Raw genomic sequence first — 12,651 nt, forward strand, 5'->3', positions numbered from 1 at the left:
AACTGAGCTACTTTCGCAATCGGTGTTGTAAAATTAGTATATTTTCTGAACTCTGACCAAAAATAAGAATACTATTTTACACCTTCATCCTTATTTTTTATAAGGACGAAAACTTCTCGTGCTACTCTTCTTCTCGTGCTTCTAAAATAGCCTTTAGATGTTCCCAGCCACCCCCATTATATACATTCGTAAATCCAGCCTCTTCCAACTCAGTTTTGGCTTTAGCACTTCGTCTGCCACTTCGACAGATCNNTAGACGATTCGATATGCCCTTCATTGTACTCCTCTACTGTACGCACATCAACAATAACAGTGCCTTTACGTGCAGCCAAAGACCTCAACGTATCTGCATCAGCTATCTGTGCATCAATAGAAAGAGATACCAAACTAAGAATAATTGTAAATAAAAAATAAGATAGTTTCATTCTCTAACTGAATTTATGAATATTATTCATTATGTTCTAAGAGTAAAGCGGTTATCGATGGTCAAATTTCTTAGAAATATAATTACCTGTATATTGGATTATAAAGACTAATATTACGAGCAAAGCTAAAACGATATTCATTATTTCCAGATTATAGCCAACATAGCCATATTGGTAACCGATTTGCCCTAATCCTCCGGCTCCCACAGCACCCCCCATAGCAGAATAGCCGACAAGCATAATTAACGTTATAGATACACAGTTTACAATGGATGGTAATGCCTCAGGCAATAAAACTTTTTTGACGATCTGAAATGGCGTAGCCCCCATCGATCGAGAAGCCTCTATCAAACCACTCGGCACATCGATTAGACTATTTTCTATCATTCGGGCAACAAAAGGAGCAGCCCCAATACTCAATGGAACAAGTGCAGCTAAAACTCCTATTGACGTTCCCACCAATGCGCGAGTGAAAGGAATCATCCATACAATAAGAATAATAAAAGGTATAGCCCTAAAAATATTTACGACCGTTGATAGGATATTATGCAATAGCAAATTTTCTTTTATCTGTCCCTTGCGTGTTATATACAACCAAACTCCAAGTGGTAATCCCAGCAAAAAACTAAAAAAACCGGACACAAGGGTCATGACGATTGTTTCACCTGTCCCTTTTAACAATAAATCGATCATTTCACTAGACATATCCTAAAACACTTACGTTTATATTTTTACTTTTTAAATACTCAACAGCTAATACTTCATTTTCTGGCAAGCCGTGTAATTCTATCAGCATAACCCCAAACTTAACACCTTTTATATGATCTATTTGAGCACATACAATATTACTATTGACCTCATACAACTTCGCAATATCCGATAGCACTGCATTTGCTTCAGACTGTCCCGATATCTCCAATCGAATGAGCATATGTTTATTATCCATAAATTGCTCTGTCAGCCGATCTAAATAATTAGAAGGGATATGCAGTCTTATAGAAGAATCTATAAAGTATTTGGTCAATTCATTTTTAGGATGTGAAAAGATCTCAGTGATCAGCCCTTGCTCTATCAACTCTCCCTTGTTGAGGACAGCCACTTCATCACAAATCGTTTTTACAACTTCCATTTCATGTGTAATCAACAATATTGTAATATTCATCTTCTTATTAATATCTTTCAACAACGAAAGAATAGAATAAGTAGTTGCCGGATCTAATGCACTAGTTGCTTCGTCACACAAAAGGATTTGAGGATTATTAGCTAAAGCGCGCGCAATAGCAACACGCTGTTTCTGCCCACCCGAAAGTTTTGCAGGATAATCATCAGCTTTGTTTTCTAAACCAACAAGAGCCAACAACTCCAAAACCCGTTGTCTAATTAATTCCTTAGGTGTTTTATTCAGCTTTAGGGGAAATGCAATATTTTCAAATACCGTAGCTGAGGATAGCAAGTTGAAGTGTTGGAATATCATCCCTATTTTCCTTCGGGTAGCTGTGAGCTCCGTAGGAGACAAAGTCATCATATTTTGTCCATCAATATATATTTCGCCAGAAGTAGGGCGTTCCAATAAGTTCACGCAGCGAATCAGCGTACTTTTGCCTGCACCCGACTCTCCTATTATACCAAATATCTTACCTTTAGGGACAGTAAGGGATATATTCGACAGAGCAGTAGAAGACGTATTTTTTCCCTGAAAAACCCTTGTTACATTCTTTATTTCAATCATCTAAATATATAGATTGTTTCTTTTAATTATTTTGCCAAAAGTACACAATCCAAGCTATTTTATAAAATTATATTTTCAATATTCTCCTTTGTTCTTTACAAAACACAAAATTAACGATATCGCTTATACAATAAATACCTCATTTATGGTATTTATGATTAAATGGAAGCCTTATACTTTTGCAGAGACTATACAGGTCATAAGTTTTTTATTATAATTAGATTCTTTACTTTTGTGCTAGATGAAGATTTGCAGGTTATTATTTTATCATTGAAGACAAATACGATTAGCCAAGTCATTATTTAATAATTTAGAAAATATAATATCAGTATGAAGAAAATAAATGGATTGATTACTATATGTGCATCCCTTATACTACTCACATCTTGCGGAAACAAAAAAAATAGCGACCCAAATCATATTAAGGTAGGGGTATCTTCAGGCCCTGAATACGTAATAGCCGAAGCGGCTAAAAAAGTAGCGAAAGAAAAATATGGACTAGAAGTAGAATTAGTACAATTCAGTGATTATGTAATGCCAAACACAGCATTAGATCAAGGAGATATAGAAGCCAATGTATTCCAAACAAAGCCTTTTTTAGAAGAACAAACTACGAACCGTGGGTATAAATTTGCCATCGTAGGTAATACGTTTGTATATCCAATGGCAGCATATTCAAAAAAAATAAAAAGTTTGGATGAGTTGAAAGATGGAAGTGTAGTAGTGATCCCGAATGATGCATCAAACAATAGCAGAGCATTGCTATTATTACAAAAGTCGGGATTGATAAAACTCAAAGATGGTGCAACCTCTCCACGACTAGTTGATATAATAGAAAATCCTAAAAATCTGGAGATATTAGAACTAGAAGCGCCACAACTCCCTAGAGTCTTAGATGACGCAAAAGTATCTTTATCTATCATCAACAATAATTTTGCAGGACAAGCAGGGCTCTTACTTAAAGACGCTGTCTTTGCAGAAGATAAGGAGTCTCCTTATGTCAATCTGATTGTGACCCGAGAAGAAAATAAAGATAGTGACAAAATCAAAAAGTTTGTAGAATCGTATCAATCGGAAGAGGTAGAGAAAGTTGCTGCAGAAGTATTTAAGGGCGGAGCTGTAAAAGGTTGGTAATTCAGTATATCAAAAGGCAGAAATTACGTACTTCCAATAATAATAATAATAATAAAACAGGGTTANNTAACCCTGTTTTATTATTATATTGAGGATAAAAATAGATATAAACAAAAAAGACTATCCAATTTGGATAGTCTTTTTGAGCCTCTTGTCGGATTCGAACCAACGACCCCGAGATTACAAATCACGTGCTCTGGCCAACTGAGCTAAAGAGGCAGATGGGTAAGCTTACTATATCGCGTCGCTACAACCGACGGCCCTTGCTGCGATCAAACCCTGGGGGATTAATCGGGAGCTGACCGTATAGGACTTACCCGCGACAAAAGTAGATAAATTTTTCATATTCACAAAATATGATTTCAATTTTTTCCTTTGATTTCCTTTTACTACATTTGTATGAAACTCTTTTGCAGAAAGAAAATACTAGATATCAAAGCGTTAACAAATTTGATTTTTCGATAAAAATATTATAAAAAATAAATAGAGAATATGACAGTAGTAGATCGTTTCTTGAAGTATGTAAAATTTGACACAGAATCAAGCACTGAAACAGGTGCAACACCAAGTACTCCCGGACAAATGGTTCTAGCCCGTGAACTCGAAAAAGAGTTGTATGAAATGGGTTTAGAAGACATTTCTCTGGATGAAAAAGGGTATATAATGGCAACTCTTCCGGCTAATACAGATAAAAAAGTGCCGGCAATAGGATTCGTTGCGCATATGGATACCAGCCCCGATTTAACGGGTAAAGATGTAAATCCACAGATTGTAAAAAATTATGACGGAAAAGATATCATATTAAATAAAGAGCTTAATATAGTTTTATCTCCTAACGATTTTCCTGAGATGCAAGACTATGTAGGTCAGGATTTGATAGTAACTGATGGTAAAACACTATTAGGTGCGGATGACAAAGCAGGCATAGCAGAAATATTGACTGCAATCAAATACTTGAAAGATCATCCGAAAATCAAGCATGGAAAAATCCGAATAGGATTTACTCCTGATGAAGAAATTGGCGCAGGTGCCGACTATTTTGATGTTGAAAAATTTGGCTGCGAATGGGCTTATACGATAGATGGTGGACCTATTGGCGAATTAGAGTACGAAAATTTTAATGCTGCCGGCGTAAAAATTAATATACAGGGACGAAGCGTACATCCCGGATATGCGAAAGACAAGATGGTTAATGCATTGGTAGTAGCCAACAAACTAGTCTCTCTCCTACCCTCAAATGAACGTCCCGAGCATACTACCGGATATGAAGGTTTCTACCACTTGACAAATATATCGGGAACCGTAGATGCTGCAACCATAGGTTATATAATACGTGACCACGATCGTGAATTATTCGAAAAGCGCAAACAGGTAATGTTAGACACTATCGCTTTCATCAATAAACTATACCCCGATAGTACTACTGTAGAAATAAAAGACCAATATTATAATATGCGCGAGAAGGTTGAGCCTGTAAAGCATGTGGTTGATTTGGCTTTCGAAGCAATGACTGCTGTAGGCGTTGCCCCTATTGTGAAACCTATCAGAGGAGGAACAGATGGTGCACGTCTATCATTTATGGGGTTGCCCTGTCCGAATATCTTTGCAGGTGGGCATAACTTCCACGGACGTTACGAATTTGTACCTATCCAATCGATGGAAAAAGCTGTACAGGTGATCGTTAAAATTGCAGAATTGGTAACGAGTAAATAAATCCCTCTTTATATAGATAGGTCCATTCATTTTCTAATGTGAATAAAATTATCTATATTATATGAAAACACACTATAAATAATAAAAAGTAACAAGTAAAACCTATATTATTATGTGTTACTTTTGTTACTTTTTAGTAATATTGAACACTAATAACGAAATATAATAAGTAATGAAAAAAACTCCATTTACAGACATCCACATTGCTCTTGGCGCTAAGATGCATGAATTTGCGGGCTATAACATGCCGATCGAATATTCAGGTATTATAGATGAACATATGACCGTCTGCAAAGGCGTGGGAGTATTTGATGTATCTCATATGGGCGAGATATGGGTAAAAGGATCCAGAGCTCTTCCTTTTTTACAGAGAATGTTAAGCAATGATGTTGCGACTCTTGAAATAGGTAAAGCCCAGTATACTGCCATTATTAACGATCAGGGTGGAATAGTAGATGATATAATCATATATCATTACGAACCCGAGAAATACATGTTAGTAGTAAATGCATCGAACATAGAGAAAGACTGGAAATGGTTGACAGATCATAATGAAGAATTGGCTGATCTTGAAAACTCATCAGATACGATAGCCCAATTAGCCATACAGGGACCTAAAGCCTTGGCGACGCTTCAAAAGCTAACCAAGATAGATCTAACAATGATTCCTTATTATTCTTTTGTTATTGGTAGTCTTAAGGGATCGGGACTAGAGAGCGTAATTATATCCAATACAGGATATACCGGAGCAGGAGGTTTTGAGTTATACTTTTACCCTGAATACGGAGAAGATATATGGAATGCTATTTTTGAGGCAGGAGAAGAGTTTGGCATTAAACCGATAGGACTGGGTGCTCGCGATACACTTCGCCTCGAGATGGGATTTTGCCTCTATGGAAACGATCTGGATGATACAACTACTCCTATCGAAGCCGGATTAGGTTGGATTACCAAATTTACAGAAGGAAAGGATTTCACTGCTCGCGAAATACTTGAAAAGCAAAAGCAGGAAGGCGTAAATCGGAAACTGTGTGGATTCAAGATGCTTGAAAAAGGAATTCCACGTCACGGCTACGATATCGTAAACGAAAATAATGAAAAAATAGGAACAGTCACTTCGGGTACAATGTCGCCAACTTCAAAAATAGGAGTGGGACTAGGTTATGTAAAACCGGAATATGCTAAGCTGGGAACTCCTATTTTTATTAAAGTACGAGAAAAGAATTTGAAAGCAGAGGTAGTAAAACCGCCATTCAGGAAATTGGACTAATCCAATAACACTTTTTCTTCGCATGATGCAGCAGCAAGAGATACAAACAGAGGCAAAGGAAGATTTAAACAATCTCTTTGTTTTATACGTTTGTATTTATAATGTATACTTGAGCAACATCTAAGAATACAAAATATGAGATTGGATGGCAGAAGGACTAGTGACAACGTAGATGACCGTGGAAGAGAAAGGTCTTCGGGTAAAATTTCCTTAGGCATTGGCGGAACAATCATAATTGGTTTCATTATTGGGCTTGCTGGCGGTAACCCTATGGAGTTTATGACTCAGCAAGCAACCGATATAATATCGCCGGAGAAAATCTATGTGTCATCTGCCCAAGAAGAATCTGCTGCTACTTTTGCAAAAACGATATTGGCCGATACAGAAGATGTATGGACTGACATATTTGCTCAGAACGGGCTAAAATATATAGTTCCCGAAGTAGGTTATCACGTACAATACTTGATGGGTACGGTGCAAAAAGTACAACAAAAGCAACAACAGTTGGCGGAAAAAGAAAGTAACGAGCTTAACGTTAGGTTTGAACTACAAGCTGAATTTTATGCTGAAGTATGGGCCTGTCACGATAATGAAAAGTTCAATTCGCTTGAAGACGGTGATATAGAAGAAGAACTGAATGCAGTTTCGCAGATTGGAGACGACTGCTTGCAAATGCAATCGCAAGGATACACGGTTCCCGACACCTCCAATCACGGAACATCTGCTCAACGTATACGTTGGTTGAAGAAAGGACTCCAAACAGGGAATATACAAGAAGGAAACATCTTTGATATCCCCTATAAACAGTTATAACATAGAAACGAGGATTAAGCGTAGTAATTAGTTTCTTTTTTATAATTATAAACATGAAGTAAGCCTAAAATTTGCCCTAAATAGACAGAAAGCTTTATACTTCATTGTTATACTTTTACAAAAAACAAATATAAATCAGTAACAGATAAGAAAAACTAAATAAAGTTTTGATCATACTATATTCCACGTTATTTGATTGATATTTTAAATTTACAAAACCAGTTTTGGATAAAATATATAGTGGCAAAACCGTTGAGACCACTAAACCATTATACCCTCATTGGTGTTGTTATAATCATCTTTTTTTGATAGTATTTATAAGTATAGTTTCCTCTTTTAATACACTATATACAATGGATATAAAATATAGACAATATTCCAAAGATGAATTGATACAGCGCATAAAAGATCTGGAATATGACAATTTTGCATTACAGAAAGAATTAATAAACAAATATGTAGGGAATGTATCCTATAGTAATACGGAGGAGACCAATGTTAATCTGTTGCATGATAGAGAAAGAGCCTTTGAAATTTTACTAAAAACCTGTGATTCGCTTTTTTTATTCCGCTACGACGGAACCTGTGTAGATTGCATTATAAAATCAAATCACTGGTTTCTAAAATCGGAACAAATTGTAGGGCAAAATATTTTTGATATACTCCCCGAAGAAACTGCATTAAATTTTAAAGCTCATTTCGATGATGTTGTAACAAATGGAGGAACGTCAAGCCTTAACTATGATCTTCCTTTAAAAAGAAACACCATATATTTCAAATGTATCATACAACTTTATGAAAAGGAGTTTGTACTTTGTCAATATCGTGATATAACTCAGCGTAGCCAAATGAAAAAGAGGTTGGATAACGCCAACCGAAAGCTAAAAGAAACGCAAAAAATAGCAAAAATAGGACATTGGAAATATAATCCTCAAGTAGGAATGTTGTATTATTCCGGATTTGGAAATATATTCTCTATAGTTGAAGAGGAAGCGATTATATCTATTGATGAATATTCATCTAAAATACATCCGGCCGACAAAGAGGCATTTATAGATTATCTGAACGGCAGGATTTACAACGGTAAATACCTGGACTACAGACGAGTTTACACGAAAGACAATTACTCGATTGTATCTTATATAAGAACACAAATAACCAGTGTATACGAATATAAAGGCGAAACAATCATAGAAGGGTACGTGCAAAATATAGATGATGTTATAAAAAATCGTTGGGAATATGAAACAGTAAACTTCATGAATAATGTGACAAGCGATCATGTTTTTGGAGTTTATATGGAAGATGGCCAACTAATATTTGCCAATCAACAATTTTTACTTCACAATAATATATCAAAAGATAAAGATATTTCCGATTATAAAATATCAGATCTCAAACAACTTAACACAGAACAATGGGAGCTTATTCTAAAAAATCTGGAATCGAATGAAAGCTATAAGTATAATATAATTTACACAGATAGTGAGACTGAAAAGACTTCTTACTTTGACTGTATCTCATATTTGACGAGAGATACTTTCGGTACAAAATTTATATGGAGTTACTGGTCAAATACTACGAAACAGAAATACGCTGAGATTGAAAGTAAAAACACACGTAATCTCATGAATATGGTTTTAGATAATATGCCTATTTCTGTATTCATTAAAAACCCTTTGAACGACTATAGATATATATATTGGAATAAGATATCAACACAATTTTATCTCGTTCAAAATGATGATTTTTCCGATAAAACGGACTTTGATATTTTCCCCAAAGAATTAGCGGAGAGATATCGGGCTGAAGACATAGGGGTATTTGAAACCGGAGTTCCCCAAAGAGTATTTCAGGAATTTGTAGATGATGATGGAAATATCCGATATGTTGATATCCTTAAAATACGATTAAACAGCGAAACGGATAATTCATCTCTAGTTATAGGTTTAGGTTGGGATATTACAGAACTTAAAAAAATAGAAAAAGAGCTTACAACAGCAAAGTTGAAGGCAGAGCAGTTAGACAAGCTCAAATCTGCATTTCTATCTAACATGAGTCATGAAATACGCACACCTTTGAATGCGATATTAGGATTCTCTCGCATTATAGCAGAAACCGATGATCAGGAAAAACGAAATTATTATTTTAATTTCGTCGAGTCCAATAGTGGTCGGTTATTAGCCTTAGTGAATGAAATTTTAGACTTTTCGAAAATAGAATCCGGCATTGTAGAATTTGAACCCGAAGATTTTGATTTTGGCATGTTATGTCTGGAGATATATGAAACATACGCATCTCAATGCCATCCCGAAACAGAACTTATCTATAATAATATAGGAACAGAGTTATGGATACGATCCGATAGAAACAGAATACATCAAGTTCTATCAAACCTTATTATTAATGCTCAAAAATTCACGAAGAAAGGATATATAAAGTATGGTTTTGAGGTAATAGACAATAAGATCAAAGTTTATGTAAATGATACCGGAATCGGAATAATAGAGGATCAATTAGATAAAATATTCGAACGATTTATGCAAGTTGACAGCAATGCTATTGGAACCGGATTGGGCTTAGCGATTTGTCGTTCTATAGTAGAGCGTCTTGGTGGAGAAATATCAGTTAAATCAGAATTAGAAAAAGGATCTTGTTTCACTTTTACATTGCCATATGAACCTACAAAAAACGTGGAAGGAGAAATAAATAATACTGATAATTCGGTCAAGAACTATTCTTTCGATCAGAATTGTACGATCTTAGTTGCCGACGATGATGATAATAGTTATCAACTGATAGATGCAATGATAGGAGAAGAGTATACTTTGTTACAGGGGCTAGATGGGGTGGAGGCTGTGAGAATGTTTGAAGAATATAATCCTGATATGATCCTGATGGACTTGAATATGCCAACGCTTAATGGATTTGAAGCAACAAAAATTATCCGTCAAGTTTCTCCTGACATTATCATTATTGCAATTAGTGCTAAAGCTTATGAAAAAGACATAAAAAAAGCGATTGATTCAGGTTGTAATGAGTTCTTAGCAAAGCCAATCTGCAAGGATAAATTAATAGAAACTATTCATAAATATATTATTTAAAAATCTGAATTTAATGGGAAAAGTTGCTGCAATAAAATTAGTAAACTTTTATATTGTTATTTTTAGTCTACTCATTGCAGGCACTACAATTGTAGGTGTCCTCTCCCCATTCTTTGACCCTAGAGATTATAGTATTATTCCTTTTATAGGACTAATATTACCTGTAATCTTAATCCTCAATATACTAAGCTGCTTATACCTACTTATTACTAAAAGGTTTATCATCGCATCCATTATTGCCATCACGTTCTGTATTGGTTTTCTAGGAGCCGGCTACAAACTTCCTAACTCTTCTCCAAAAATAGATCCAGGAGGAAAGAATATACGGGTAATGACCTTTAATATAAGTGAAAATAAGGCTAAGAATGATAGTTATGACAATTTACACCAAATAGTAGAGTTTGTAAAAACAGAAAATGTAGACATTTTTTGTATTCAAGAATATCCTAACAACAAGGAAATAGGAGACTCTCTGAGAAAATGTCTTAGCTTTTTACCATATTATACCTTCTCCGAAAATGGGAGTGCTTATTTAAAAGTAGCAATTTTTTCACGCTATCCAATACAAAACATAAAGCCTATATTATTCAACAATAGCAATAACAGCGCCATTGCAACAGACTTGCTGGTTGAAGACAAAACGATACGATTAATCAGTGCCCATCTACAGACGACAAACTTCAATCAGAAAAGAATAGGTTCGATATGGAACACACCAAACTCATTGCATAAGACCATTAGTAAAATGAATGTAAACCAAAGAATACGGGCATCTCAGGCTAATCTTATCAGAGAAGAAATTTCTTCGAGTACAATGCCTATTATATTTTGTGGAGATATGAATGATACCCCAACCTCATATGCATACAAGACCATCAAAAAAGATCTACAAGATGGATTTAAAGAATGTGGCAACGGCATTGGGCATACTTATAAAGGTTTATTAAATATGCTACGGATTGATTATATCTTATATTCAAAAGAAATTACAGGAATAAAATATGATTCACCGAAGAAAGCTTATAGCGATCATAATCCCGTTATCATGGATTTAGTATTAAACTATTAATTGTTTATTTCTTTGGGAAGAGAAAAGAAAAATGTAGACCCCACTCCTTCTTTCGATTCAAACCATAGTCTGCCATTATTCTTCTGAACAAATTCCAATGTTAACAACAGTCCCAAACCGGAACCTTCTTCTTGAGCTGTACCATAGCTTGNNCTGATTTGCCTCACTTATACCACATCCGTTATCAGATACAGATACAATATACTCATGATCAGTTTCTTTTATTTGTACTTTAATTAATCCTCCCTCATAACTAAACTTAATGGCATTGCTGATTAAGTTCCGCGTACAACTTTTCAACATATCTATATCTGAAAAAATATTCGCAGATTTAACCTCTGTATTAAATTCTATTTTGATATTCTTAATACTGNNCAACATTCATAAAGACGTCCGTAGTACCTTTCACTATAGGTACAAGATCTACACTTTGAGGAATAGCCAATTGCTTACCAACCTGCAACTTAGTCCATTTCAGCAAGTTATCTAGGAGGGAAAATATATCTTCGGTTGTTTTATTTGCAAGCTTCAAAAGCTCATATATTGCCGGATCGACTTTATCTTTATCAACATCATGCATTATTGAATTCATTATCATCATCATCGATGCCATTGGCGAACGTAGGTCATGTGCTATTACCGAATACATTTTGTCTCTATCCAGAATCGTCTTCTTAAGCACATGGGTTCGTTTTACAATTATACGTTTAGCGGCAAGCAATGAGAGTTGATGAATTATACGGGCCATTAATTCTTCCTTATTAAAAGGCTTTGTTATATAATCACTCCCACCTAATCTAAACCCCTTGACAATACTGTCAACATCATTCATCGCAGTTAAAAATATGACAGGAATCTCTCTATATAATGAGTATTTTTTCACTTCTCTTATCGCTTCAAAACCATCCATATTAGGCATATTGATATCCAAAAGGATAAGATCGGGCGCATCATTCCGAATTATTTCAATGGCTGCTTGTCCTTCATTTGCTGTAACAACGTTGAATCCCTCCTTATCCAATAACACTTGAAGGAGTAATACATTCGTCATCACATCATCTACCACTAATATTGTATAATCGGAATGATTTATTTTCATTTTAAATAATTAGGTGTTAGTTTTAATAAAAATTTTTTATTGGATATTAGATACAACAAACAAGTGCCTATGAAGTTCACGAAACGGGACATTTTTAAAAGAAAAAGGCATGTTCACATAAGATAGACATTGAAGACATTACAAGCTGAATTATTCAAAAGAATCATAATGTGTTAATTTTTTCTCTTAATGAACTTGAGCATATTTATTTTTGTTATAGCTATGACCTTAAGATATTTCAATAATATTTTTTGGAAATAAATGACTAATAATAAAGAAAATATATATACTTTTA

The 12,651-nt window shown here is 34.8% G+C and carries 10 protein-coding genes, 1 tRNA gene and 1 pseudogene; 6 read left to right on the top strand and 6 right to left on the bottom strand.

The features are described 5' to 3' along the window. Positions 1 to 221: 221 nt before the first annotated feature. Genes B3P17_RS15815 through metN form a run of 3 tightly spaced genes read right to left on the bottom strand, consistent with a single transcriptional unit; the run spans position 222 to position 2,154 of the window. Positions 222 to 425, bottom strand: a complete 204-nt coding sequence (locus B3P17_RS15815; RefSeq protein ID WP_349681154.1) for a rhodanese-like domain-containing protein — start codon at positions 423 to 425, stop codon at positions 222 to 224. A gap of 51 nt (positions 426 to 476) precedes the next feature. Further along, entirely contained in the window at positions 477 to 1,118 is a 642-nt protein-coding gene (gene metI / locus B3P17_RS04580) for a methionine ABC transporter permease MetI (RefSeq protein WP_291103834.1), read from the bottom strand. Between the two features lie 4 nt (positions 1,119 to 1,122). Continuing rightward, positions 1,123 to 2,154, bottom strand: a complete 1,032-nt coding sequence (gene metN / locus B3P17_RS04585) for a methionine ABC transporter ATP-binding protein MetN (protein WP_291103837.1) — start codon at positions 2,152 to 2,154, stop codon at positions 1,123 to 1,125. A 330-nt stretch (positions 2,155 to 2,484) separates the two neighbouring features. Here metN and metQ point away from each other — a divergent pair, with 330 nt between their 5' ends. Further along, complete coding sequence (gene metQ / locus B3P17_RS04590) at positions 2,485 to 3,288, top strand: methionine ABC transporter substrate-binding lipoprotein MetQ (RefSeq protein WP_291103840.1); 804 nt, start codon at positions 2,485 to 2,487, stop codon at positions 3,286 to 3,288. Positions 3,289 to 3,433: 145 nt separating this feature from the next. On the opposite strand, the gene B3P17_RS04595 is transcribed toward metQ, so the two are convergent. Then, positions 3,434 to 3,507: transfer RNA gene (locus B3P17_RS04595), tRNA-Thr, on the bottom strand. A 273-nt stretch (positions 3,508 to 3,780) separates the two neighbouring features. Here B3P17_RS04595 and pepT point away from each other — a divergent pair. The 5 genes from pepT to B3P17_RS04620 all read left to right on the top strand — a co-directional run bounded on the left by pepT (position 3,781) and on the right by B3P17_RS04620 (position 11,257). Continuing rightward, the gene (pepT, locus tag B3P17_RS04600) at positions 3,781 to 5,001 is read left to right on the top strand and encodes a peptidase T (protein ID WP_291103843.1); all 1,221 of its coding nucleotides are present in this window, start codon (positions 3,781 to 3,783) and stop codon (positions 4,999 to 5,001) included. A 172-nt stretch (positions 5,002 to 5,173) separates the two neighbouring features. After that, positions 5,174 to 6,271, top strand: coding sequence for a glycine cleavage system aminomethyltransferase GcvT (gcvT, locus tag B3P17_RS04605; protein WP_291103846.1), 1,098 nt, complete (start codon positions 5,174 to 5,176; stop codon positions 6,269 to 6,271). Positions 6,272 to 6,406: 135 nt separating this feature from the next. After that, on the top strand, positions 6,407 to 7,084 hold the full coding sequence (locus B3P17_RS04610) for a neutral zinc metallopeptidase (protein WP_291103849.1): 678 nt from the start codon (positions 6,407 to 6,409) through the stop codon (positions 7,082 to 7,084). 353 nt (positions 7,085 to 7,437) lie between these two features. Next, complete coding sequence (locus B3P17_RS04615; RefSeq protein ID WP_291103851.1) at positions 7,438 to 10,188, top strand: PAS domain-containing hybrid sensor histidine kinase/response regulator; 2,751 nt, start codon at positions 7,438 to 7,440, stop codon at positions 10,186 to 10,188. A gap of 13 nt (positions 10,189 to 10,201) precedes the next feature. Beyond that, complete coding sequence (locus B3P17_RS04620; protein ID WP_291103854.1) at positions 10,202 to 11,257, top strand: endonuclease/exonuclease/phosphatase family protein; 1,056 nt, start codon at positions 10,202 to 10,204, stop codon at positions 11,255 to 11,257. Here the strand turns inward: B3P17_RS04620 and B3P17_RS15865 are convergent. Continuing rightward, a pseudogene (locus B3P17_RS15865) lies at positions 11,254 to 11,638 on the bottom strand (ATP-binding protein). The gene B3P17_RS04620 and the pseudogene B3P17_RS15865 sit on opposite strands and share 4 nt — an antisense overlap. Further along, positions 11,622 to 12,356 carry a response regulator gene (locus tag B3P17_RS04625; RefSeq protein WP_414647332.1) on the bottom strand — a complete coding sequence of 245 codons (735 nt, stop codon included), beginning with the start codon at positions 12,354 to 12,356 and terminating at the stop codon, positions 11,622 to 11,624. The pseudogene B3P17_RS15865 and the gene B3P17_RS04625 overlap by 17 nt, the downstream one beginning before the upstream one ends. Positions 12,357 to 12,651: the final 295 nt, after the last annotated feature.

The organism is Dysgonomonas sp. UBA7630 (assembly GCF_002483985.1).
Taxonomy (GTDB): Bacteria; Bacteroidota; Bacteroidia; order Bacteroidales; family Dysgonomonadaceae; genus Dysgonomonas.

What these genes read in the sequence shown, in the direction of transcription:
- metI (WP_291103834.1), bottom strand. Translation starts at nt 1,118, where the DNA reads ATGATCGATTTATTGTTAAAAGGGACAGGTGAAACAATCGTCATGACC.
- metN (WP_291103837.1), bottom strand. Translation starts at nt 2,154, where the DNA reads ATGATTGAAATAAAGAATGTAACAAGGGTTTTTCAGGGAAAAAATACG.
- metQ (WP_291103840.1), top strand. Translation starts at nt 2,485, where the DNA reads ATGAAGAAAATAAATGGATTGATTACTATATGTGCATCCCTTATACTA.
- pepT (WP_291103843.1), top strand. Translation starts at nt 3,781, where the DNA reads ATGACAGTAGTAGATCGTTTCTTGAAGTATGTAAAATTTGACACAGAA.
- gcvT (WP_291103846.1), top strand. Translation starts at nt 5,174, where the DNA reads ATGAAAAAAACTCCATTTACAGACATCCACATTGCTCTTGGCGCTAAG.
- B3P17_RS04610 (WP_291103849.1), top strand. Translation starts at nt 6,407, where the DNA reads ATGAGATTGGATGGCAGAAGGACTAGTGACAACGTAGATGACCGTGGA.
- B3P17_RS04615 (WP_291103851.1), top strand. Translation starts at nt 7,438, where the DNA reads ATGGATATAAAATATAGACAATATTCCAAAGATGAATTGATACAGCGC.
- B3P17_RS04620 (WP_291103854.1), top strand. Translation starts at nt 10,202, where the DNA reads ATGGGAAAAGTTGCTGCAATAAAATTAGTAAACTTTTATATTGTTATT.